This window comes from Mycobacterium sp. UM_WGJ (genome assembly GCF_000455125.1).
GTDB lineage: Bacteria > Actinomycetota > Actinomycetes > Mycobacteriales > Mycobacteriaceae > Mycobacterium.
Genome location: NZ_AUWR01000062.1, coordinates 1 through 23,632, shown reverse-complemented (window position 1 = coordinate 23,632; position 23,632 = coordinate 1). Strand labels below are relative to the sequence as shown.

17 protein-coding genes and 1 pseudogene are annotated in these 23,632 nt (G+C 67.4%); 8 read left to right on the top strand and 10 right to left on the bottom strand.

The genetic code is table 11. The features are described 5' to 3' along the window. Positions 1-4 precede the first annotated feature (4 nt). Positions 5-271 (bottom strand): YdeI/OmpD-associated family protein, encoded by a 267-nt coding sequence (locus tag N416_RS0117865; protein ID WP_024443470.1) that lies wholly within the window; start codon positions 269-271, stop codon positions 5-7. A 129-nt stretch (positions 272-400) separates the two neighbouring features. On the opposite strand from N416_RS0117865, the gene N416_RS0117860 reads away from it, so the two are divergent. Both N416_RS0117860 and N416_RS0117855 read left to right on the top strand, forming a co-directional pair. Next, a complete protein-coding gene (locus N416_RS0117860) occupies positions 401-2,383 on the top strand; it encodes an ATP-dependent DNA helicase (protein ID WP_036458483.1) in 1,983 nt (660 codons plus the stop codon). Between the two features lie 155 nt (positions 2,384-2,538). After that, on the top strand, positions 2,539-3,909 hold the full coding sequence (locus tag N416_RS0117855) for a neutral zinc metallopeptidase (RefSeq protein WP_369797614.1): 1,371 nt from the start codon (positions 2,539-2,541) through the stop codon (positions 3,907-3,909). Between the two features lie 124 nt (positions 3,910-4,033). Here the strand turns inward: N416_RS0117855 and glgP are convergent, their stop codons facing one another. Next, positions 4,034-6,616: an alpha-glucan family phosphorylase gene (gene glgP / locus N416_RS0117850; protein ID WP_024443467.1), complete on the bottom strand. Its 2,583-nt coding sequence runs from the start codon at positions 6,614-6,616 to the stop codon at positions 4,034-4,036. A 132-nt stretch (positions 6,617-6,748) separates the two neighbouring features. Between glgP and N416_RS0117845 the strand changes: the two genes are divergently transcribed. Both N416_RS0117845 and glgB read left to right on the top strand, forming a co-directional pair. Then, the gene (locus N416_RS0117845) at positions 6,749-8,782 is read left to right on the top strand and encodes a maltotransferase domain-containing protein (RefSeq protein WP_036458480.1); all 2,034 of its coding nucleotides are present in this window, start codon (positions 6,749-6,751) and stop codon (positions 8,780-8,782) included. Beyond that, complete coding sequence (glgB, locus tag N416_RS0117840; RefSeq protein ID WP_024443465.1) at positions 8,782-10,998, top strand: 1,4-alpha-glucan branching protein GlgB; 2,217 nt, start codon at positions 8,782-8,784, stop codon at positions 10,996-10,998. Before N416_RS0117845 ends, glgB begins: the two co-directional genes overlap by 1 nt. Positions 10,999-11,022: 24 nt before the next feature. Here glgB and N416_RS0117835 read toward each other — a convergent pair whose 3' ends face one another. Further along, positions 11,023-11,934: a tetratricopeptide repeat protein gene (locus N416_RS0117835; protein ID WP_024443464.1), complete on the bottom strand. Its 912-nt coding sequence runs from the start codon at positions 11,932-11,934 to the stop codon at positions 11,023-11,025. A 144-nt stretch (positions 11,935-12,078) separates the two neighbouring features. Next, positions 12,079-13,260, bottom strand: coding sequence for an acetyl-CoA C-acetyltransferase (locus N416_RS0117830; protein ID WP_024443463.1), 1,182 nt, complete (start codon positions 13,258-13,260; stop codon positions 12,079-12,081). Between the two features lie 81 nt (positions 13,261-13,341). On the opposite strand from N416_RS0117830, the gene mce reads away from it, so the two are divergent. Then, positions 13,342-13,833, top strand: coding sequence for a methylmalonyl-CoA epimerase (gene mce, locus N416_RS0117825; protein WP_024443462.1), 492 nt, complete (start codon positions 13,342-13,344; stop codon positions 13,831-13,833). A 4-nt stretch (positions 13,834-13,837) separates the two neighbouring features. Here mce and N416_RS23975 read toward each other — a convergent pair whose 3' ends face one another. Genes N416_RS23975 through nucS form a run of 3 tightly spaced genes read right to left on the bottom strand, consistent with a single transcriptional unit; the run spans position 13,838 to position 15,983 of the window. Then, the gene (locus tag N416_RS23975) at positions 13,838-14,134 is read right to left on the bottom strand and encodes a hypothetical protein (protein WP_024443461.1); all 297 of its coding nucleotides are present in this window, start codon (positions 14,132-14,134) and stop codon (positions 13,838-13,840) included. A gap of 24 nt (positions 14,135-14,158) precedes the next feature. Continuing rightward, a complete protein-coding gene (locus tag N416_RS0117815) occupies positions 14,159-15,265 on the bottom strand; it encodes an NADH:flavin oxidoreductase (RefSeq protein ID WP_024443460.1) in 1,107 nt (368 codons plus the stop codon). 46 nt (positions 15,266-15,311) lie between these two features. Beyond that, the gene (nucS, locus tag N416_RS0117810; RefSeq protein ID WP_024443459.1) at positions 15,312-15,983 is read right to left on the bottom strand and encodes an endonuclease NucS; all 672 of its coding nucleotides are present in this window, start codon (positions 15,981-15,983) and stop codon (positions 15,312-15,314) included. Between the two features lie 46 nt (positions 15,984-16,029). Between nucS and N416_RS0117805 the strand changes: the two genes are divergently transcribed. Continuing rightward, positions 16,030-17,634 carry an adenylate/guanylate cyclase domain-containing protein gene (locus N416_RS0117805; protein WP_024443458.1) on the top strand — a complete coding sequence of 535 codons (1,605 nt, stop codon included), beginning with the start codon at positions 16,030-16,032 and terminating at the stop codon, positions 17,632-17,634. Positions 17,635-17,640: 6 nt separating this feature from the next. Here N416_RS0117805 and glsA read toward each other — a convergent pair whose 3' ends face one another. Beyond that, on the bottom strand, positions 17,641-18,915 hold the full coding sequence (gene glsA / locus N416_RS0117800) for a glutaminase A (protein WP_024443457.1): 1,275 nt from the start codon (positions 18,913-18,915) through the stop codon (positions 17,641-17,643). Positions 18,916-19,010: 95 nt separating this feature from the next. Between glsA and N416_RS0117795 the strand changes: the two genes are divergently transcribed. After that, positions 19,011-20,516, top strand: a complete 1,506-nt coding sequence (locus N416_RS0117795; protein WP_024443456.1) for a DNA-3-methyladenine glycosylase 2 family protein — start codon at positions 19,011-19,013, stop codon at positions 20,514-20,516. Continuing rightward, positions 20,513-20,962, top strand: a pseudogene (locus N416_RS0117790) (methylated-DNA--[protein]-cysteine S-methyltransferase); the annotation flags it as partial. The gene N416_RS0117795 and the pseudogene N416_RS0117790, both read left to right, overlap by 4 nt. Before the next feature lie 46 nt (positions 20,963-21,008). On the opposite strand, the gene N416_RS0117785 reads toward N416_RS0117790, so the two are convergent. After that, positions 21,009-22,181 (bottom strand): PE-PPE domain-containing protein, encoded by a 1,173-nt coding sequence (locus N416_RS0117785; RefSeq protein WP_231384347.1) that lies wholly within the window; start codon positions 22,179-22,181, stop codon positions 21,009-21,011. A 112-nt stretch (positions 22,182-22,293) separates the two neighbouring features. After that, on the bottom strand, positions 22,294-23,442 hold the full coding sequence (locus N416_RS0117780; protein WP_024443453.1) for a PE-PPE domain-containing protein: 1,149 nt from the start codon (positions 23,440-23,442) through the stop codon (positions 22,294-22,296). Between the last annotated feature and the right edge of the window lie 190 nt (positions 23,443-23,632).

The following is a 23,632-nucleotide window of genomic DNA, read 5'->3' as shown; positions in this document are numbered from 1 at the left end:
GGTCCTACTTGCCGTTGCGTTCCCGGTGCTTGCACCCCGGCCAGCAGCACGGGCGCCGCTTGCCTTCCTCGAGTTCCTCACGAGTTCGCCGAATCCGGCGCTCGCGGGTGACCTGCTGCTTGGCGTCTTCGACCCAGCAGATGAACTCGTTGCGGGCCAAAGTCGTAATGCTCAGCCACGCCTCAAGTGCGGTGGGGCTGACCAACAGTCCGTCGCGCAGGTCTTCCGGTAGTTCGTGCACTGCGCCGCCTGGCAATCGCTGGCTGCTCATCGCCTCAGGGTAGCGGCCGTCGGTGGGAAAATGGTGGGGCGCGGGCGCCGGTGTGGCTACCGCCCGGTCCGCCGCCACGACCTGACGAATGCGCATGCGGATCCCAAAGCGGGCTACCGTGTGCACACCATGGCTGACCCGTCCGTATCCGAGCTGCTCGCCGCCGCGGTAGCCGCACTGGGTGGCAGCGAACGCGAGGGCCAGGTCCGTATGGCCGAGGCGGTGGCACGCTGTTTCGATACCGGCGAGCATCTGGCGGTGCAGGCCGGCACCGGTACCGGCAAGTCGCTGGCCTACCTGGTGCCGGCGATCGCGCGGGCGTTGGCCGACGAAAACCCGGTCGTGGTGTCGACCGCGACCATCGCACTGCAACGCCAGCTGGTGGACCGTGACCTGCCGCGGCTGGCCGGCGCCCTGGAAAAGGTGCTGCCCCGGCGCCCCACCTTCGCCCTGCTCAAGGGGCGACGGAATTACTTGTGCTTGAACAAGGTCCATACCGGCATCGCCGAAGAGTCCGACGCTGAGCCGCAGGCCGAGCTGTTCGATCCGTTCGCGGCAAGCGCACTGGGCCGCGACGTACAGCGGCTGACCGCGTGGGCTGAAGACACCGACACCGGTGACCGCGACGACCTCAAACCCGGTGTACCGGAACGGTCCTGGTCGCAAGTCAGCGTCTCGGCGCGGGAATGCGTGGGCGCCGTGCGCTGCCAATACGGCACGGACTGCTTTGCCGAGCGGGCCCGCGCCGTCGCTGCCGAGGCCGATGTCGTCGTCACCAACCACGCACTGCTGGCCATCGACGCCATCTCCGACACCACCGTGCTGCCCGAGCATCGTCTGCTGGTGATCGACGAAGCGCACGAACTCGCCGACCGGGTGACCTCGGTGGCCACCGCCGAGCTCAGCGCGACCATGCTCAGCGTCGCGGTGCGCCGCGTCGCGCGGTTGGTCTCCCCCGAATTGGTTCAGCGCCTCGATGCCGCATCGCTCACGTTCGGCTCGGCGATCCACGACGGCACGCCCGGCCGGATGGATCACCTCGACGACGAGCTGGCCACCTATCTGGCGGCCCTGCGTGATGCCGCCGGTGCGGCCCGCGCCGCGATTGACACCGCCCCCGCCGATCCCAAGGCCGCCGCGGCACGCAAGGAGTCGGTCGCCGCGCTGACCGAGATCGCCGACACCGCTTCCCGGATCCTGACCTCGTTCGAACCGGCGATCCCCGACCGCTACGACGTGGTCTGGCTCAGCCACGAGGACAACCGGGGCTCGGTGCGGGCCGTGCTGCGGGTGGCGCCGCTGTCGGTAGCCGGCCTGCTGCGCGAGCGGTTGTTCGCCCGCGCAACGACGGTGCTGACCTCGGCGACGCTGACGGTCGGCGGATCCTTCGACGCCATGGCCGGCGACTGGGGTCTGCGGCGCGGCGACGATCCCCAGGCCGCGCGCTGGCGGGGGCTTGATGTCGGCTCGCCGTTTGCGCACGCCAAGTCGGGCATCCTCTACATCGCGGCACATCTGCCGCCACCCGGGCGTGACGGCACCGGCACGGCCGAACAGCTCGATGAGATCACCGCCCTGATCACCGCGGCCGGCGGCCGCACCCTGGGCTTGTTTTCGTCGATGCGGGCGGCACGAGCCGCGGCCGAAGCGATGCGCGAGCGCCTCGACACCCCGGTGCTGTGCCAGGGCGACGACGCCACGGGCGCGCTGGTCGAGCAGTTCGCCGATGACGCCGAAACCTCGCTGTTCGGCACGCTGTCGCTGTGGCAGGGTGTCGACGTACCGGGACCGTCGCTGTCGCTGGTGCTCATCGACCGCATCCCGTTCCCGCGGCCCGACGATCCGCTGTTGACCGCCCGGCAGCGCGCCATCACCGCGCGCGGTGGCAACGGCTTCATGGCGGTGGCCGCCACCCACGCGGCTCTGCTGCTGGCCCAGGGCGCCGGCCGGCTGCTGCGCGGGACCGACGACCGGGGCGTGGTGGCGGTACTCGACTCCCGGATGGCCACCGCCCGTTACGCCGGATATCTGCGCGCCTCGCTGCCGCCGTTCTGGGGCACCACTGACGCCGCCAAAGTGCAACTAGCGCTGCAGCGGCTGCGCGGGGGCTAAGCCCACTATCGTGGTACCTCATGCGCCCTGCCCGCCGACGGCACCGTATTAATGCGGCGGCCCCAGCTTCGCCTCTCCTTCGTCGAGGCTCGCTGACCCGCCGGGTCCTCGTCACCTCCTGCACATTGGTGTTATTGCTGAGCGGTTGCGCCCGGATGCTCGACGGGGAACCCGTGTCGGTCTTCGCCGACCCCTTCCGGGTGGGTGGCTTGCAGGCGGTCGACGGCCCCACCGGGCTGCGCCCTGACGCCCCGCCGCCGACCCGGGAGGTCGACGGCACCGACGGCGGACGGATCGATCAGCTCGCCGCACAATCGGTCAGCGACCTCGAGGCGTTTTGGACCACGACCTATCCCAACACCTTCGACGGCGAGTTCAGGCCGGCGAAGTCACTGCTGTCTTGGGATCCGGCGCAGCTACGCGGAAAGTTCTGTGACAGCAGGACTTTCCTGCTGGTCAACGCTGCCTACTGCTACCTGGACAACACCATCGGCTGGGATCGCCGGCTGCTGCTGCCCGCACTGCGCAGCGCCTATGGCGACATGGCCATCACCATGGTGCTCGCGCACGAGTACGGCCACGCGATTGCCCGCACCGCCGGCATCACCAAGCGGCGTCAGACCCCGACACTGGTGGCCGAGCAGCAGGCCGACTGCTTGGCGGGTGTCTACTTGCGCTGGGTGGCTCAGGGGGATTCACCCCGCTTCACGCTGAGCACCGGCGACGGGCTCAATGGCGTGTTGGCCGCAATGCTGGCGCTGCGTGATCCGTTGCTCGGTCCAGACGAGTCGATCGGCAACAACGAGCATGGCTCGGCCTTCGAGCGGATCTCAGCGTTCCAGTTCGGGTTCACCGACGGCGCCGACTCGTGTAATGCCATCGACGCCAATGAGATCGAGCAGCGGCGCGGTGAACTACCCGTGCAACTGCAACAGGACGAGACCGGCGAGGTTCCGGTCAGCGAGGAATCGGTACGGCTGGTCGTCGACGCGATGAACATCGCGTTCATGCCGGACCAGCCACCGACACTCACCTTCGATGCCGCGGTCGCATCGTCATGCTCGGACGCTCGGCCCAGTCCACCGGTCTCGTACTGTCCGGACTCCAACACCATTGCGGTCGACCTGCCGGCCCTGCAGACCATGGGCACACCCAGCAAGGACCAGAAGTTGGCCACGCTGTCCGGTGACAACACCGCCTATTCGGCGCTGGTCTCGCGGTACCTGCAGCGCGTGCAGATCGAACACGGCGGGTTGGTGCTCGACAACGCCGCGGCCGCGCTGCGCACCGCGTGCCTGACCGGGGTGGCCACCACCCGGCTGTCCCAGGGCGTCACCACCTCCAACGGCGGCCGGATCGCATTGACCGCGGGCGATCTGGACGAGGCGGTCGCCGGGCTGCTGACCAACGGCCTGGCCGCCGGTGACATCAACGGCGAGTCGGTCCCGGCCGGCTTCTCGCGCATCGACGCCTACCGCACCGGGGTGCTCGGCGATTTCGATCGCTGTCTGGCCCGCTTCCCCTGAGGCTGTGTTCTCCGCGGGCAGGAAAGCCGTTCAGATTGCACTGAAGGTCGTAGATTTCGACGAATCGCAGCCCTGAGCGCAATCTCATCGACGGGAAAGCTCACGCTGCCCCTTACCGCAACTCTCAGGCCAAGGTCACCAGTCCCAGTTCGGCATCGCCGGACAGCAACGGATGGCACGGCAGCACCCGCACGGTGTAGCCCACCGCCCCGGCCACCGGTAGCCGACTGGTCGTGGAGAAGACTTCCGTGCCGTCAGCGTCGGTGTGGGCGTGTGACATCGCCACGGTGACCGGACCGAGCAGGGTGTCAGCGGAATCCACCCGGCCCAGCACCGCCTGCACCACCACCTCGTCGGGCCGCAACCCAGCCAGGCGTACCGAGGCGGTCAACGTCAACTCCGAGCCCAGCCAGGGGGCGTCGGGCAGCCCAGTGCTGTCGACGTCAGTGATCTGGATGTGCGGCCAGGCCGCTTCCGCTCGACGCCGGTAGCCGGCCAACTGACGTGCCGCACCGAAGGGCACCCCGTCGATCGGCTCGCAGGTCCGCTGCAAGGACTGTGCGGCCGGCGCATAACACTGCTGGACGTAGTCGTGCACCATCCGCGACGCCAGCACTTTCGGTCCCAGCGTCTGCAGGGTGTGGTGCACCATCTCCATCCAGCGCGACGGCACGCCGCTCTCGTCGCGCTCGTAGAACTTCGGCACCACCGATGACGCCAGCAGGTCATAGAGCGCCGCGGCTTCCAGATCGTCGCGCCGATTCTCGTCGGCGACGCCGTCCGCGGTGGGAATCGCCCAGCCGTTCTGCCCATCGAACCACTCGTCCCACCAGCCGTCGCGAATCGACAGGTTCAGCCCGCCGTTGAGCGCGCTCTTCATCCCCGAGGTACCGCAGGCCTCCAACGGGCGCAGCGGATTGTTCAGCCAGACATCGCATCCGGCGTAGAGCCGACGCGCCATCGACATATCGTAGTCGGGCAGGAACGCGATGCGGTGCCGTACCTCAGGGCGGTCGGCGAACCGCACCACCTGCTGAATCAGCGCCTTTCCGTCTTCGTCGGCCGGATGGGACTTGCCGGCGACGATCAACTGGATGGGGCGCTGCTCATCGAGCAGCAGTTGCTCCAATCGGTCGGGATCACGCAGCATCAGCGTCAGCCGCTTGTAGGTCGGCACCCGCCGGGCGAAGCCAATGGTCAGCACGTCCGGGTCGAATGCCGAAGCGATCCAGCCCAACTCGGCCTCTGAAGAACCGCGTTCCAGCCCGGACTTCAGCAGTCGCAACCGGACCTCGTCGACGAGCAGTGCCCGCAGCTGCGAGCGGATGGACCACAGGGTGACGGGATCGACCTGCTGCAGGCGTTGCCAGGCGGCGGGCTCGCTGAACGAGTCGGGAGCGGCCACGTCGCGACTGAGCTGCAGCCACGGCGGCGCCGCCCAACTCGGCGCGTGCACGCCGTTGGTGATCGACCCGATCGGCACCTCGTCGCCGTCGAACCCGGGCCACAGATCGTTGAACATGACCCGGCTGACCCGACCGTGCAACCGAGAGACGCCATTGGCGCGCTGCGCCAGCCGCAGCCCCATGTGGGCCATGTTGAACATGCCGGGATCGGGTTCCACGCCCAGTTCCATGATCCGCTCGGTGGGCACCCCGGCGACCAGAGCATCACCGCTGTCATCGAAATAGCGGCAGACCATGTCGGCGGGAAACCGATCGATTCCGGCCGGCACCGGGGTGTGGGTGGTGAACACCGTCGCCGAACGGACCACCGCCAGCGCGGTGTCGAAATCCAGACCCTGCTCGGCCATCAGCTCGCGGATGCGTTCGATGCCGAGGAAGCCCGCGTGCCCCTCGTTCATGTGAAAGACCTCGGGCGCGGGCATGTTCTGCAGACGGGTGAATTCGCGGATCGCCCGCACACCGCCGATTCCAGCCAGAATCTCCTGACGGATCCGGTGCTCCTGGTCCCCGCCGTACAGCCGGTCGGTGATCCCGCGCAGCTGGTGTGGGTTCTCACCGATATCGGAATCCAGCAGCAGCAACGGCACACGGCCCACCTGCGCGACCCAGATCCGGGCCCGCAACCGGCCGGCGCCGGGCAGCGCCACGTCGATCAGCACCGGTCGGCTGTCGGTATCGACGAGCAGTCGCAGCGGCAGCCCCTGCGGGTCCAGTGCCGGATAGGTTTCGCGCTGCCAGCCGTCGGCGGTCAGCGCTTGACGGAAATATCCGGACCGGTAGTACAGGCCCACTGCGATCAGCGGCACGCCGAGGTCCGACGCCGACTTGAGGTGATCCCCGGCCAGGATCCCCAGACCGCCCGAGTAGTTGGGCAGAGCTTCGGCGACACCGAATTCCATCGAGAAGTACGCGACCGCCGTCGGCAGCGCCGCCCCGTCCTCCTGCTGGCGCTGGTACCACCTCGGCAGCGTCAGGTATGCCGTGAGATCGGCAGACAGCGCATCGAGCCGGGCGGTGAACTCCGGGTCGGCGGCCAGCTCTTCGAGCCGCGCGGGACTGACCGCCCCCAGCAGCGCAACCGGGTCGCGCGCGCACCCGTCCCACAATTCGGGGTCGATGGCGGCGAAGAGTTCCTGAGTCGGCTGCTCCCATGACCAGCGGAGGTTCATCGACAGCTGCTCGAGTGCCAGCAGCCTCTCGGGAAGGTGGGCGCGAACGGTGAACCGGCGGAGGGCCTTCACGCCTCACCACCTTACCGAAGCGGAGCCTGACGAACAGACCTGACGATTCGGTTGCGAACACCTCGCTTGATTCCGGTAGACGTCACTGGACAGCTACCGTGGGCGCATACAGCCCAACGACGAAGGAGTGTGGTGGCTGGCCGAGTCGAGGTCGACGATGTCGAGCCGGTCGTCTCGTGCGGCCGTTACCCGGCCAAGGCGGTGGTCGGTGAGACCGTACCGGTCAAGGCCACCGTCTGGCGTGAAGGCCACGAAGCCGTCGCGGCGACGTTGGTGGTGCGCTACGTGGGGCGCCGCTATCCGCTGCCCGGTGATTCCCCACCGGCCGCCGCGGGCTCAGCACTGCAGCTGCCCATGCACACCGGGTTCGACGCCTACGTCTTCCACGGTGCCTTCACCCCCGACGCAGTCGGCCTGTGGACGTTCCGCGTCGAGGGCTGGGGGGATCCGTTGCAGAGCTGGCGGCACGCGGTGACCGCCAAATTGGACGCCGGCCAAGCCGCGGCCGAACTGTCCAACGACCTGGTGATCGGCGCCGAGTTGTTCGACCGCGCCGCGGCCGGGGTACCGACCGCACTACGTAAACCGGTGCTGGCGGCGGCCGCGGCGTTGCGCGCTTCAGGCGATCCGGTGTCGCGAGCGGCGCCGGCACTGTCCTCCGAGCTCGACGAGCTGCTGACCCGCTACCCGCTGCGTGAGCTGGTCACCGCCGGCGTCGAGCACCAGGTGTGGGTGGATCGGCCGCTGGCACGAGGCGGCGCGTGGTACGAGATGTTCCCCCGCTCGACCGGCGGCTGGGACGCCGAGGGACGTCCCGTGCACGGTACGTTCGCCACGGCAGCCGCGGCACTGCCCCGGATCGCGGCGATGGGCTTCGATGTGGTGTACCTGCCGCCAGTTCACCCCATCGGGCGAGTACACCGCAAGGGCCGCAACAACTCCGCGACCGCCCAACCCGGCGACGTGGGTTCGCCGTGGGCCATCGGCAGCGCCGAGGGCGGCCACGACGCGGTACATCCGGCACTGGGCGACATCGGTGACTTCGACGACTTCGTCGCCGCGGCCCACCGGCTCGACCTGGAGGTTGCCCTGGACCTGGCGCTGCAGTGCGCACCCGATCATCCGTGGGCCACCCAGCACCGGGAATGGTTCACCGAACTGCCCGATGGCACCATCGCCTACGCGGAGAACCCGCCGAAGAAGTACCAGGACATCTACCCGCTGAATTTCGACAACGATCCGGCCGGCCTGTACGCGGAGGTGCTGCGGGTGGTCCGATTCTGGATGGACCACGGGGTGAGGATCTTTCGGGTGGACAACCCGCACACCAAGCCCCCGGACTTCTGGCTGTGGTTGATCGCCGCCGTCAAGAATATCGACCCGGATGTGCTGTTCCTGTCCGAGGCGTTCACCCCGCCGGCGCGCCAGTACGGCCTGGCCAAGCTGGGATTCACCCAGTCCTACTCCTACTTCACCTGGCGGACAACGAAATCCGAGCTCACCGAGTTCGGACGGCAGATCGCCGAACTCGCCGACTTCCGCCGGCCGAACCTGTTCGTCAACACCCCTGACATCCTGCACGCCAGCCTGCAACACGGCGGCCCCGGGATGTTCGCCATCCGCGCAGTTCTGGCGGCGACACTGGGTCCGGCGTGGGGCGTCTACTCCGGATTCGAGTTGTTCGAGGACCGTGCGGTCCATGAAGGCAGCGAGGAGTACCTCGATTCGGAGAAATACGAACTTCGGCCCCGCGACTTCGCCGGCGCCATCGCCGAAGGCCGCTCCCTAGAACCGTTCATCGCGCGGCTCAACGAGATTCGCCGACTGCACCCGGCGTTCAACCAGCTGCGCACCGTGCACTTCCACCATGTCGACAACGACGCGCTGCTGGCCTACAGCAAGTTCGACCCGGCCACCGGCGACACCGTGCTGGTGGTGGTCACGCTGAACCCGTTCGGCGCCGAGCAGGCGACACTACACCTGGACATGTGGGCGCTGGGAATGCCTGACTACCAACGCTTCTGGGTACGTGATCAGATCAGCGGCGAGGACTACAACTGGGGCCAGGACAACTATGTGCGCTTGGACCCGGCACACGCGGTCGCCCACATCGTCACCATGCCGCCGATCAACGCCGGTGCCCGAACCGAGATGCTGCGCCGCTGATGAGCACCGTGACCCCACACCTGGCACCCCACCCTGCCGACCTGGCTCGGCTACGTGCCGGTGAACACCACGATCCGCACTCCGTCCTGGGCGCTCACGAGTACGGCAAAACCACCGTCATCCGGGCGTTGCGCCCACGCGCTCGGCGCGTGGTGGTGCTCGTCGGTACCGAGCGCTTCACCATGCGCGACCTGGGCTCCGGGTTGTTCGCCGCTGCCCTGCCGTTCACCGACCTCATCGACTACCGCCTGGAGGTGCACTATCCGGAGACGGCCGAGTTCGCCGAACCCACCGGGGTGCACACGGTCGCCGACGGGTATCGATTCGCCCCGACCCTGGGCGATTTCGACCTGTACCTGTTCGCCGAAGGACGCCACGAACGTCTCTGGCAAGTGATGGGGGCTCAGCACCGCAGCTTCACCACTCCCGACGGCGAGGTGTCCGGCGTGTCCTTCGCGGTGTGGGCACCCAACGCCACCGGGGTGAGCCTGATCGGCGACTTCAACGGCTGGACCGGCGACGACGCCCCGCTGCGGTCACTGGGCTCTTCGGGGATCTGGGAACTGTTCTGGCCGGACTTCCCCACCGCCGGCCTCTACAAATTCCGTATCCACGGGGCCGACGGCGCCGTCACCGAGCGCGCCGATCCGTTCGCCTACGCCACCGAGGTGCCACCGCGCACCGCATCGATGGTGACGTTCAGCGACTACACCTGGAACGACGCGGACTGGATGGCCCAGCGCTGCAAGCGCGACCCGGTGAGCGAGCCGATGAGCACCTACGAGGTCCATCTGGGCTCTTGGCGACCCGGGCTCAGCTACCGCCAGTTGGCCGTCGAACTGACCGAATACGTTGTCCAGCAGGGCTTCACCCACGTCGAACTGCTGCCGGTGGCAGAGCACCCGTTCGGTGGGTCTTGGGGATACCAGGTGACGTCGTATTACGCCCCGACCGCGCGCTTCGGCACCCCCGACGACTTTCGGGCACTGGTCGACGCGCTGCACGGGGCCGGCATCGGCGTCATCGTGGACTGGGTGCCGGCGCATTTCCCCAAGGACGACTGGGCGCTGGGCCGATTCGATGGGACCCCGCTCTACGAGCACTCCGATCCGCATCGCGGGGAGCAACTCGACTGGGGCACCTACGTGTTCGACTTCGGCCGCCCGGAGGTACGCAACTTCCTGGTCGCCAACGCGCTGTACTGGCTGACCGAGTTCCACGTGGACGGGCTGCGGGTGGATGCCGTCGCATCGATGCTCTACCTGGACTATTCGCGTCCGCACGGCGGATGGACCCCCAACATCCACGGCGGCCGAGAGAACCTGGAGGCGGTGCAGTTCCTGCAGGAGCTGAACGCGACCACCCACCGGGTCGCGCCGGGCATCGTGACCATCGCCGAGGAGTCCACCTCCTGGCCGGGAGTCACCCGCGACACCAGCCTTGGCGGACTGGGTTTTTCAATGAAGTGGAACATGGGCTGGATGCACGACACCCTGGCCTACCTCGGCCACGATCCGGTGCACCGCAGCTACCACCACCACAACATGACGTTCTCGATGCTCTACGCATTCAGCGAGAACTACGTGCTGCCGGTCAGCCATGACGAGGTGGTGCACGGCAAGGGCACGCTGTGGTCCAGGATGCCCGGCGACGACCACCACAGGGCCGCCGGTCTGCGCGCCCTGCTGGCCTACCAGTGGGCGCATCCCGGCAAGCAATTGCTGTTCATGGGCCAGGAGTTCGGCCAGCGCGCCGAGTGGTGCAACGAGCGCGGCGTCGACTGGTTTCAGCTCGACCCCCGGATCGAGCCTGACGGCTACTCCCCCGGCATTCTGCGGCTGGTCAGTGACCTCAACGCCCATTACCGCGCCCTGCCCGCCCTGTGGACCCAGGATGCCGACCCGCGGGGCTACTCCTGGATCGACGCCAACGACTCGGCCAACAACGTGCTGAGCTTCCTGCGCTACGGCACCGACGGTTCGGTGCTGGCCTGCGTATTCAACTTCGCCGGGGTCACCCACGCCGATTACCACCTGGGGTTGCCCCGGGCGGGCCGCTGGCGTGAGGTGCTCAACACCGATGCGGTCGGCTACCGCGGCTGGGGCGAGGGCAACTTAGGCGGCGTCGAGGCCACCGATGAACCGTGGCACGGCCGGCCGGCCTCGGCGGTGCTGGTGTTACCCGCCTTGTCGGCGGTGTGGCTGGCACCCGAGTAGCGCCGAGCGGGCCATAACGCGGGCTCAGTAGAGCGCGTTGGCCAGATTGCGCCGTCCGGCGACGACCTCCGGATCGGCGGGGTCGAACAGCTCGAACAGTTCCACCAGCCGGGTCCGCACCGCGGCCCGCTCGTCACCGGCGGTCCGTCGCACCAGCGCGATCAGCCGGTCGAACGCCGCGGTGACGTCCTGGTTGAGGATCTGCACGTCCGCGGCTGCGAAGGCGGCCTCGATGTTGCCCGGGTCGGCGTCGGCCTGCGCCGGCGCATCGGGTTGCCGCCCGGTCGCGCGCTCCAGGAAGGTGAGCTGGCGCAGCGCCCCCTTGGCCTCGACGTGGTTGGGGTCGGTGTCCAGCAACGCCTGGTAAGAGGCTCGCGCCGCTTGGAAGTCACCGGCATCGAGGTGGTCGCGGGCCTGCGCCAGCACCGGGTCCACCTGCTCGGGCTGCTCAGCGTCGCCGCCGCCGGCGAGCTTGCCCGCGGTGGCCGACACCAGCGAGTCCACCCAGCGGCGCAGCTGGTCCGGCGGCTGGGACCCCTGAAAACTGGTGATCGGTTGTCCGGCGGCCAGCGCCACCACGGTCGGCACCGCGTCCACCCCGAACACCTGCGCCACCCGCGGGGCCACGTCGACATTGACGGTTGCCAGCGCCCACTTGGGTGCGCCGTCGGCGTTGTCGTCTTGGGCCAGCGCCGCCAGGGTGTCGGCCAGCTGAATGCAGGCTTCGCTGCGCGGTGACCACAGCAGCACCACCACCGGCACTTGATTGGACCGGACCAGCACCTCGTCTTCGAAGTTGGCCTCGGTGATCTCGGTGGCACCAGGGGGAGCCGGGGCCTTCGCGGCGGTGGCGCCGGATTGAGCCGGCTTCTTCAGGCCGGACAAATCCACTGCTCCGGCCAACGCCGGGCCGATCGGGGGTCGAGGACGAGTCACGCCGTCAAGTCTGTCACGTCGTCCCCGCTGCGCCGCCGACGGCCGCTTTCGCCCACAACCACCGCGCTATGACCAAGATCACACCCGGGTGTCGCGGCGCCGAAACAGCCCGCGCCAGCAACCTACGCAACCGTAGGGAAGCCGTTACCCCGCGCGCAGGATCAGCGCGTCGCCCTGGCCGCCGGCACCGCACAGCGCGGCCACCGCATAGCCCGAACCGCGCCGCTTGAGCTCCAGGGCGGCGTGCAAGGTGATCCGCGCCCCGGACATCCCGATCGGGTGCCCCACCGCGATCGCGCCGCCGTGCACATTGACGACGTCGCCGTTCAGCCCCAGCTCCCGGGTCGAAGCCAGCGACACCGCGGCAAAGGCCTCGTTGATCTCCACCACGTCGAGTTGGTCGACCGAGATCCCCTCGCGCTCGACCGCCTTCTTGATGGCGTTGGCCGGCTGGGACTGCAGGGTCGAATCCGGCCCGGCCACCACGCCGTGGGCGCCGATCTCACACAGCCAGTCCAGACCCAACTCTTGCGCCTTCGCCTTGCTCATCACGACCACCGCGGCGGCGCCGTCGGAGATCTGCGACGACGAGCCCGCGGTGATGGTGCCGTCCTTGCGGAACGCCGGCTTGAGCCCGGACAGCGACTCGGCGGTGGTGTTGGCCCGGATGCCCTCGTCCTCGGTGAACTCCAGCGGATCCCCTTTACGCTGCGGGATCTTCACCGGCACCACCTCGTCGGCGAAAACGCCGTCCTTCCAGGCAGCCGCGGCCCTGCGGTGCGACTCGGCCGCAAACTCGTCCTGCTCAGCGCGCGTGAACTTGTCCTCGTCGTTGCGCTGCTCGGTGAGCGCACCCATCGGCTGGTCGGTGAAAACGTCGTGCAGGCCGTCGTAGGCGAGGTGGTCGCGCACCGTCACATCGCCGTACTTGTAGCCCGACCGGCTGTCCAGCAGCAGGTGCGGTGCCTTGCTCATGGACTCCTGGCCGCCGGCCACCACCACATCGAACTCGCCGGCGCGAATGAGCTGGTCAGCCATGGCGATGGCGTTGATTCCCGACAGACACATCTTGTTGATGGTCAGTGTCGGCACATCCCAGCCGATGCCCGCGCCCACCGCCGCCTGCCGAGCCGGCATCTGGCCGGCCCCCGCGGTCAGCACCTGGCCCATGATCACGTACTGCACCAGCGATGCCGGTACCTGCGCCTTCTCCAGCGCCCCCGCAATGGCCACAGCACCCAGGTCGCTGCCGGAGAAATCCTTCAGCGAACCCATCAACCGGCCGATCGGGGTCCGAGCCCCAGCAACGATCACCGATGTCGTCATGACTACCTCCCGGGCGGGTCTGAAAGGCCGATCTTTCCGGTCGGCGCAGCACGATGTTTCCGCCCAGGTTACCGTTACGTTATGACCACCGAATCCGTCGCTGAACCTTGTGAGGTACGCCCCGCCCTGGCCTCGGCCTTGGTGACGGCGGTCGACCACGTCGGTATCGCGGTCCCGGACCTGGAAGTGGCCAAGAAGTGGTACCACGACAAGCTCGGGATGATCGTGCTGCACGAGGAGACCAACGAGGAGCAGGGCATCGTCGAGGCGATGCTTGCGGTGCGCGGCGCCCCCGTCGGCAGCGCACAGATTCAGCTGATGGCCCCGATCGACGAGTCCTCGACGATCGCGAAGTTCCTGGACAAGCGCGGCCCCGGTCTGCAGCAGCTGGCCTACCGGACCAGTGATATCGACGCGCTCTCCGAGCGGCTGCGTGAGCAGGGTGTCCGGCTTCTCTATGAGGCACCGCGGCGTGGCACGTCGAACTCGCGGATCAATTTCATCCACCCCAAGGACGCCGGCGGCGTGCTGGTCGAGCTGGTCGAGCCGGCCGCGAACGCCGAAGCGCACTGAGCGACTAGGACCACTTCCGGGTCGGACTCCGGTTGCTGCTGTTCGCCCAACACGGCGTGTGCCAGTGCCGCCGATCCTCGTCCGCCGAACCGCCGTGCCCGGCCGGCCACACCACCACATGGGCGATTCCGCAACGGATTTCATGGTCGCAACCCGGGCAACGGTAGACCTTGAGGGCGCGCGAGCCCGCAATCGGCACGACGATGTAGTCGTAGCCGTCGGGGCCGGTCTCCACGCGTTGGTGCAGCGGCAATGGCCCTAACGGCTGTTGCCGACGCGAGGAACTGCGACGACGAGCCATACCGACCAGCCTAATGACCCAGCATCAGGCCAGTTTGGACAGTGCGGCCGCCGCGTCGTAGCCGGTGAAGCCGTCCAGCTCGCCGTCGCGGAGGCGATTCACCCAGTTCGGGTCGGCCAGCAGCGCGCGCCCGATCGCGACAATGTCGAATTCGCCGGCCTCGAACTGCTCCACCACCCGGTCGATGGGAGCCGGCGCAATCACCTGCCCCCGCTTCTCGCTGCGGAACTGGGTCTCCAATCCGACCGATCCCACCGCGATGACCGGTTTTCCGGTGACCTTTTTGGTCCACCCGGCGAGGCTCAAATCACTGTCATGTTCCGGGAATCCGGGCCCGTAGTACCTGCGCGTCGACGGATGCAGTGCGTCCACGCCCGCCTCGACCAGCGGCGCCAGCAGTTCCTGAAGCTGCGACGGATCATCGGCGATGGTCGCCGCGTAGTCCACGCCCTTCCATTGCGAGAAACGGAAGAGGATCGGATAGTCCGGGCCGACCGCCGCACGGACGGCCGCGACCACTTCAGCTGGGAACCGGGTGCGCGCTGCCAGTGATCCGCCGTAGCCGTCGGTGCGCAAGTTGGTGCGCTCCCAGAAGAATTCGTCCAACAGGTAGCCGTGGGCGCCGTGGATCTCGACCGCATCGAAGCCGATGTCGCGGGCGGTGGCGGCACTGTCGGCGTACTGCTGGGCGATCTCTGCGAGCTCGTCGGAGTGCAACGCGCGGCCACGCGGCTCACCGTGGCCGTCGACGCCCGACGGGCCGACGGGCTGGACCCCGTCGTCGTCGCGGCGCTCCACCCCCTGATGCCATAGCTGGGCGGCGATCGTGGACCCCTCGGCATGGACGCTGTCGACCACGCGAGTCCACCCGGCGAGCACCTCATCGCCGGCGATCGTCGGCACGCTGGCCGGGAATCCCGCGGCCGGGTCGGGCAGCCGGATGCCCTCGGTGATGATCAGTCCGACGCCGCCCGCCGCCCGCCGCCGGTAATACTGCGCCACGTCTTCGCCAGGAATACCGTTCGGCGAGGCCTGACGAGTCATCGGCGCCATGGCGAACCGATTGGGCACGGTCAGCGAGCGCAGTGTCAGGGGCTGGAAAAGGCCCTGGAATCGGGGGGTGACTGCCATGACGGGCTGCAACGCCACGCCGTCTGCTTGTATTCCGGCGGGCAGATCAGAAAAGCCGGTATTCATCGCTGGTCATACCGCGCATCGCGTCATAATCCAGTGTCAGGCAACGAATGCCGCGGTCGGTGGCCAGGGTGCGGGCCTGGGGCTTGATCTGCTGGGCGGCGAATACTCCGCTGACCGGCGCCAGCAGGCTGTCGCGGTTGAGCAGTTCCAGATAACGCGTGAGCTGTTCCACACCGTCGATCTCCCCGCGCCGTTTGATCTCCACGGCGACCGCTCGGCCGTGTTCGTCGCGGCACAAGAGGTCCACCGGGCCGATGGCGGTCATGTACTCCCGCCGCACCAGTGAGTAGCCCTCGCCGAGCAGCTCGACGTGCTCGGCGAGCAGCGCCTGCAGTTGCGCCTCGACGCCGTCTTTCACCAGACCGGGGTCAACACCGAGCTCGTGGCTGGAGTCGTGCTCGATGTCCTCGATGGTGATACGGAGCTGATCGCCGCTCTTGTTCGCCACCACCCACACCGGCAGCTCACCACCGACCTCCTCAGTGAGCCGACACGGTGGACTCATCCAGTTCAGTGGTTTGTAGGCACGGTCGTCGGCATGCACGCTGACCGAGCCGTCGGCCTTCAACAGCAGCAGTCGCCGGGCAGAGGGCAGGTGCGCGGTGAGCCTGCCGACGTAGTCGACGGTGCACTGGGCGATCACTAGTCGCATCCGATCCACCTTAAGGGCAGCGCTGAGCAATTATTCTTACGCCACGATGAAGCCGCCGAAGACAACCGCACAACGCCTGGGCCGAGCGCTGGAGATGCTCACCCGTCAGAGCGGTCGCCTGCCCGAGACACCGGAATACGGCTCCTGGCTGCTGGGCCAGGTGTCCGAAAGCCAGTACCTAAGGCGGATTCGCATCCAGTTCATCCTGACCGTCGTCATGGTGGGCACGAATCTGCTGGGCGTCGCCGTGGACGTGCTGCTGGTGACGGTGGCGTTCCCGGTTCCCAGCGTGTTCCACGACGCCCCGGCGTGGCTCACATTCGGGCTGGTGCCGGCCTACGTGGTGGCCGCGCTGATCGGCGGGACCTACGTGATCACCCGGCGCACCATCAAGAAATTGCGTTGGGCCATCAAGGAACAGCGGCCGACGCCCGAGGACGAACGCAACGCCTTCCTGACCCCGTGGCGGGTGGCGCAGGTCGTGCTGGCGCTATGGGGCGTCGCGACGGTGATGTTCACCGTGCTCTACGGATTGGCCGACAGGATCTTCATCCCGATCATCGGGTTCACCATGAGCGTCTGCGGCATCCTGGTGGCCACCGCCTGCTACCTGTTCACCGAGTTCGCCTTGCGGCCGGTGGCCGCCCAGGCGCTCGCCGCCGGCCCACCTCCGCGGCGGATCCTGTCCGGGATCATGGGCCGGACGATGCTGGTCTGGTTTCTCACCTCAGGTGTGCCGATCATGGGTATCGCGCTAGCGGCCTTTTTCGCTGTGGTGCTCAAGAATCTGACGTTGACCCAGTTCGGGGTCGCCGTTCTGACCGCCTCGGTGACGACGCTGATCTTCGGCTTCCTGCTGATGTTGATTCTGTCCTGGCTCACCGCGACCCCGGTCCGGGTGGTGCGCGCCGCTCTGAAGCGCGTCGAGCAGGGCAATCTGCAAGGTGACCTCGTGGTGTTCGACGGAACCGAACTCGGCGAGCTCCAGAGCGGTTTCAACGCGATGGTGCACGGCCTGCGCGAGCGCGAGCGGGTGCGCGATCTGTTCGGCCGCCACGTCGGGCGCGAGGTGGCGGCCGCCGCGGAACGCGATCAAATCCAGCTTGGCGGCGAAGAGCGCCACGTCGCAGTGATTTTCGTCGACATCGTCGGCTCGACACAGATCGTGACAGCCAAGCCCGCGACCGAAGTCGTCAGTCTGTTGAACCGATTCTTTGCCGTTGTCGTCGATGAGGTCGACCGCCACCAGGGCCTGATCAACAAGTTCGAGGGCGACGCCACGCTGGCGATCTTCGGCGCCCCCAACCACCTCGACCAGCCCGAGGATGAGGCCCTGGCCGCGGCCCGGGGCATCCTGTACCGCCTGGCCGAGGAAGTGCCCGAGATCCGCGCCGGTATCGGCGTGGCCGCGGGACAGGTGGTTGCTGGAAACGTCGGCGCCAAGGAGCGGTTCGAGTACACCGTGATCGGCGAGCCGGTCAACGAGGCCGCCCGGTTGTGTGAATTGGCCAAAACCCAACGCGTGCAGCTATTGACCACCGCGAGAACCATGTACGCGGCCAGCGTCAGCGAGCAGGCCCACTGGGTCGTGGGTGAGTCGATCGTGTTGCGCGGCTACGAGCAGCCCACCGTGCTCGCCAGCCCGCTATAGCTCCGGCTACTCTGCCCACGTCTCGGTTGCCGCCAGCGCATCCTCGACCGTGGCGAACACCAGCCCGGCATGGCCCGCCGGATCGGGCGTCACCGATCCGTTGGGATCGACGAGCAGACCCTGCTTGTCCAGTGCCCGCAACTCCTCGGAGAGCCCCGCAAGCAGGCCTCGCGCCGGCTCGCTGATCGTGTGCAGCCGCGAGACGTCGAGGATGGCGGTGTCGAACTCCCCACATTCGCGGGTCGCGGTGCGAGCCACCTGTTCGGCTCCGGCGAACAGAAGATCACCGTGCACCTCGTAGACCCGAATGCCCGGACGTGGGGTGTACACCCCACGGATCGCCGAATGCGCTTCACTGCTCACCGTCAGGAAGTGCAGGCCGAGCTGTTGGGACAGGCTGCGGCACACCAGCATCCCGCGCACGCTGTTGCCCCTGACGTCGATCCGCGGGGAATAGACGCCGATACCGAGCTGTCCGGGCAGCACCGCCACGATGCCGCCGGCCACACCGCTCTTGGCCGGCATCCCGACCGCACTGACCCACGCACCGGCGGCGTCGTACATGCCGCAGGTCACCATCACCGACAGGGTTCGCCGTACCACCGTGGCATCGGTCACCTGCCGCCCGGTCAGGGGGTTGAGACCGCCGCGGGCCAGCGTCGCGGCCATCCGAGCCAGGTCGGTGCTGGTGACCTTCAGCGAACACTGGCGGATATAGAGATCCAGGGCATCGTCGGGGTCGGCGCCCAGTGCGCCGAAACTCTCCAGCAGATAGGCGATCCCACGATTGCGACTGCCGCTGGCTCGCTCGGACTGATATACGCCGTCGTCAAACTCCAGGCTGCGTCCGGCGCAGGCGCTGAAGAAATCCCGGACGAGATCGAACCGGTCTTCAATGGTCTTCCCGGGTATCAGGGAGCAGGCCACGATCGCCCCAGCATTGATCATCGGGTTCTTCGGCACATTGGTGACCTGGTCCACGCTGATCTTGTTGAAGCCCTCACCGGAGGGCTCCACGCCGATCCGCGCGTCGACCTCCGTCTGCCCCAGCTGATCGAGTGCAAGCGCGTAGGTGAACGGCTTGGATATCGACTGCATGGTGAACGGCACCTCGGCATCGCCGCATTCGTAGACGTAGCCGTCCGACGACGACAGCGCCAGGCCGTACTTCGTCGGGTCGACCTGGGCGAGCTCGGGGATATAGCTGGCCAGGGCACCATGGTTGGCGCCGGCATGCTCGGCGAGGATCCCGTCCAAGTACTGCTGCACCAGCGCCGCCACGAACCGATGCTAGCCCCCGCCACGGCGCACGGCCCGGCACTGCGCTGTCGTTTTTCCGCTAGTGTCGCCGGCCGCATCGTGCCATCGTTGAAGGCGTGCACGACGACTTCGACCGCTGCTATCGCGCCGTGCAGTCCAAGGACGCCCGCTTCGACGGCTGGTTCATCACCGCGGTGCGCACGACAGGCATCTATTGCCGGCCCAGTTGCCCGGCGCGTACGCCGCTGCCACCGAATGTGGAGTTCTACCCCACCGCTGCCGCAGCGCAGCGAGCCGGCTTCCGCGCCTGCAAGCGTTGCCGCCCGGACGCCGCGCCGGGTTCTCCGGAATGGAACATCCGGGGCGACATCGTGGGCCGGGCTATGCGCATGATCGCCGACGGCACGGTCGATAGGGAGGGAGTGGGCGGGCTTGCCGGCCACCTCGGCTACTCGGCCCGCCAATTGCAGCGGTTGCTGCAAGCCGAGGTCGGCGCCGGCCCGCTGGCACTGGCCCGCGCCCAGCGCACGCAGACCGCCCGCGTCCTGATCGAGACCACTGACCTGCCGTTGGGTGATGTCGCGTTCGCCGCCGGTTTCGCCAGTATTCGGCAGTTCAACGACACCATCCGCGCCGTGTGCGCCACGACGCCAACGGTGTTGCGCAGCAACGCCGCCGCACGCTCACGAGCCTCGTCCGACCGCGACGCCCCCGGCCCGGGCGCCCTGTCGCTGCGCCTGCCGGTGCGCACCCCGTTTGCGTTCGAGGGCGTGTTCGGACACTTGGCCGCCTGTGCGGTGCCCGGTTGCGAAGAGGTACGCGACGGCGCTTTCCGGCGCACCCTGCGTCTGCCGCACGGCAACGGCATCGTCAGCCTGCGCCCGGCTCCCCGCCATGTCCGATGCCGACTCGTGCTCGACGACTTCCGCGACCTCACCGCCGCGATCACCCGCTGCCGACGACTGTTGGACCTTGACGCTGACCCCGAAGCCGTCGTCGATGCCCTCACCGCCGACCCCGACCTGGCTCCCCTGGTGGCCAAGGCACCGGGGCAGCGCATTCCACGGACCGTCGACGAAGCCGAGCTGGCGGTGCGGGCGGTCCTCAGCCAGCAGGTGTCGACCAAAGCGGCACGCACCCATGCCCAGCGGTTGGTGGTCGCCCATGGCCAACAGATCGACGACCCCGACGGCGGGCTCACGCATGTCTTTCCGTCGGCGGAACGTCTCGCCGACATCGATCCCGAGCAACTCGCGCTTCCCCGGGCCCGCCGGCGAACACTGCTCACCCTGGTCTCCCGCCTGGCTGACGGCAGCCTGGGCCTGAGTGCCGGTTGCGACTGGGAACAGGCCCGCCGCGACCTCAGAGCGCTGCCGGGCGTCGGGGCCTGGACAGCCGAGGTGATCGCCATGCGCGGGTTGGGCGACCCTGACGCGTTTCCCACCACCGACCTGGGGCTTCACCTGGCCGCCCGCCACTACGGACTGCCCCACACGCCGCGGGCACTGATCCAACGCAGTGCTCGCTGGCGGCCGTGGCGTTCCTATGCCACCCAGCATCTGTGGACCAGCCTGGATCACGCCGTGAACCATTGGCCCCCGGCCTCGAAGGAGATCGCATGACGTGTTTCCGCACGATCGACAGTCCGATCGGCCCACTCACCCTGGCCGGCGACGACGGCAGGCTCACTCACCTGCTCATGCTCGATCATGCCCACGCTCCCGACCGAAACGGCTGGCGGCGTGCCGACACCGCGTTTTCCGATGTGGCGCAACAGCTGTCGGCATACTTCGCCGGCGACCTCACCGAGTTCGACGTGGACTACGCGCTGCTGGGCACCGACTTCCAGCGCCGAGTGTGGACCGCCCTGCTGACCATTCCCTACGGCCAGACACGGTCCTATGGCGAGCTGGCCAGCCAGATCGGTTCTCCCACCGCGTCGCGTGCCGTCGGTTTGGCCAACGGCCGCAACCCGATCTCGATCATCGTGCCGTGCCACCGCGTCATCGGCAGCAACGGCAGCCTCACCGGCTACGGGGGCGGTATCGACCGTAAGAAATCGCTGCTGGACCTAGAACGCCGGCGCAGCCACGCCACCCTGTTCTGACAGAGAACTATCCGCCCAGCAGGTCCACCGGGTCGGGCATGGGGTACGGGGTGGTATCGGTGAACGCCGCCAAGAAGTTGGCCAGTCCCTCGAGCGCTTCGTCCAACGGCGGGTTCGGGGAGTCGAGGTAGCCCGCGAGGTAGCCGGTGTTGATGATCCCGGCCAACGACGGGTGGTCCTCGAGGGAGTAGATCGTGTAGGTGTCGGGATCGAACCAGCTGCTGACCGAGTTGCTGATCCCGTCGAACACTGCCCTGCCCAGCGCGGTGAAGAGTTCGCCGAGGTCGATATCGGTGGGGAAGAATCCCGAAGCTGCCGGCGCATCGACATCCCCCGGCGGCCAGCCGTTCTCGATGCTGCCGTAACCCAGGTTCACCAGGATCCGAGTGACTGGCTCCAACAGCTCGTAGAGCGGCTGGCCCAGGATCGGGATCAACTGCAGCGGAGCCAACAGCGGCAAGATCTCCGAGGGAATCATGTAGAAGGTGGTCAGCGAATCAGGGTCCGAGACAGGCAGCTCAATCGCCGAGGCGATCTGCTCGGGTGTCACGCTCGGAAGCACCGAGTGCCCGTAGATGAAGCCCAGGGTGGAGTTGAGATCGGACAACGGGTTGAAGTACGTCGGCCGGAAGGCGACCGGGTCGTATTCGTAGTTGTAGACGTCGGTGTGGTACAGGTCGGTAGGCACGTAGTTGGTAGCCGTAGAGCCGATCAGCACAAAACGGACGAGGTCATTGGAGACGTCGTTCTCGGCTAGCCAGTGCATCAATCCCACGGAGATTCCCGCACTCTGCGAGTAGCCGAACACCACCACCGGGTTGTCGGAGTCCACCTGCCCGCTGTTGAGCTCGGTGGCCACCGCGTTCTTGAGCAGCTGCAGACCAACTTCACGCGATGTGTCGCTGACATTCTCCGGCGTGAAGAGCGAGACCGTCTCCCCGCCGAATCCGTGGGGCTGCAGGTACAGCTCGTCAATCGCATCCAGATAGGCCTGCGGTGGCTGCGGAATGCCGGTCCCGCCCATCACGAACGCGGTGCCATCCCCCAACGACGTTCCGTTGCCGGTCAGCACGACCGCAGGAACCTGGGTGCTCACCGCCGACGCCACCACCGGAGGGGCGGCCATAACACTCGCCGCCGCAACGCCGGCCACCAGCGGTAGGCAAGAGAAGTCGCGCACGCCCAACCTCCTAGAAATTTACTGAGTCAGACCTGAACGCTACTGCGCAATAAATACCCGTGCAAGAGCAGCGGGGGTGTCACCGGGTGGGGTTCGAGCGCCGGCTCGCCACCTAGCCCGGCATCGGGTATTCGGTGGTGTCGGTGAAACCCTGGAAGAACTCGACCAAACCAGTCAGGGCTTCACTGAACGTGGGGTTCGGCGAGTCGATAGCACCCACGATGTAGCCCTCTTGGATGATCGCCGCCAGCGAGGGGTGTTCGATCAGCGGAATGATCTGGTAGTTGTCGGGGTCCAGCAAGGTGTCGATGGCGTTGGTGATTCCAGACTGCACACCGTTGCCCAGCGCAGAGATGAGTTCGCCGAGGTCGACGTTGGGGAACAGTGCGGAACCGCCGGGCGCATCGACGTCTCCTGGCGGCCAGCCGTTCTCGATATTGCCGTAGCCGAGGTTCACCAGGATCCGGGTGACGGGTTCCAGCAGCTCGTACAGGGGCTGCCCCAGAATGGGGATCAACTGCAGGGGCGCCAGAATCGGGAGCAGCTCCGAGGGAATCATGTAGAAGCTGGCCATCGAATCGGGGTCTGACGTCGGCAGTTCAATCGCCGAGGCCACCTGCTCGGGAGTCGCACTCAACAGCACTGAATGCCCGTAGAGGAAGCCCAAAGCCGCGTTGAGATAAGCCAGCGGGTTGAAGTACGTCGGCTGGAACGCGACGGGATCGTATTCATAGTTGTAGACGTCGGTGTGGTAGAGGTCAGTGGGAACGCCGCTCGTTCCCGGCGAGCCGATCAGCACGAACCGCACCAGGTCGTCGGATACGCCTTCATCGGCCAAGCGCTCCATCAGGCGCACCGAGATCGATGCACTCTGCGAGTAGCCGAAGACCACCACTGGACTGTCGGCGTCCACGTCGCCGCCGTTGATCTGGTCCATGACCGCGTTGTAGAGGATCTGGCCGCCCACCGCCTGGGAGGTCGAACTGACGTTCTCCGGGGTCCACAAAGAGAACAGCTCCCCGGTGAATCCGTGGGGCTGCAGGTACAGCGCGTCTACCGCGTCGAGATACCGATCGGACGGTTGCGGCATCCCGGTCCCGCCCATGATGTAGGCGATACCGTCACCGAGCGACGTGCCGTTGCCCGTGAGGGTGAAGGCAGACGTGTGCGCTGGGACGGCCGACGGCGCGACGGGTGCGCCCGCGACCAGGCCGGCGGCTGCAACACTCGCGACGAGTGGCAGGCAAAGTTGAGCGTGCACGCGAATCCTCCTGTTAAGCACCTTAACTGCCGCTTAACGGTATAGTTCCGCCCCACTTCCCGCAACAGCAAACAAAACCGGGAACGCATCTCGCCGGCCAGATCTTTGCGACAGCCCGCGGAGCGTAAATATGGAAACGCCCCCCGACTGTGTCGGGGGGCGTTTCACTAAATTGTGTTCGGCGGTGTCC

Excerpts from the sequence above, each read along its gene's own strand:
- nucS (WP_024443459.1), bottom strand. The coding sequence starts at position 15,983 with ATGCGACTAGTGATCGCCCAGTGCACCGTCGACTACGTCGGCAGGCTC.
- N416_RS0117805 (WP_024443458.1), top strand. The coding sequence starts at position 16,030 with ATGAAGCCGCCGAAGACAACCGCACAACGCCTGGGCCGAGCGCTGGAG.
- N416_RS0117855 (WP_369797614.1), top strand. The coding sequence starts at position 2,539 with ATGCTCGACGGGGAACCCGTGTCGGTCTTCGCCGACCCCTTCCGGGTG.
- N416_RS0117860 (WP_036458483.1), top strand. The coding sequence starts at position 401 with ATGGCTGACCCGTCCGTATCCGAGCTGCTCGCCGCCGCGGTAGCCGCA.
- N416_RS23975 (WP_024443461.1), bottom strand. The coding sequence starts at position 14,134 with ATGGCTCGTCGTCGCAGTTCCTCGCGTCGGCAACAGCCGTTAGGGCCA.
- N416_RS0117830 (WP_024443463.1), bottom strand. The coding sequence starts at position 13,260 with ATGACGACATCGGTGATCGTTGCTGGGGCTCGGACCCCGATCGGCCGG.
- N416_RS0117815 (WP_024443460.1), bottom strand. The coding sequence starts at position 15,265 with ATGGCAGTCACCCCCCGATTCCAGGGCCTTTTCCAGCCCCTGACACTG.
- N416_RS0117865 (WP_024443470.1), bottom strand. The coding sequence starts at position 271 with ATGAGCAGCCAGCGATTGCCAGGCGGCGCAGTGCACGAACTACCGGAA.
- mce (WP_024443462.1), top strand. The coding sequence starts at position 13,342 with ATGACCACCGAATCCGTCGCTGAACCTTGTGAGGTACGCCCCGCCCTG.
- glgB (WP_024443465.1), top strand. The coding sequence starts at position 8,782 with ATGAGCACCGTGACCCCACACCTGGCACCCCACCCTGCCGACCTGGCT.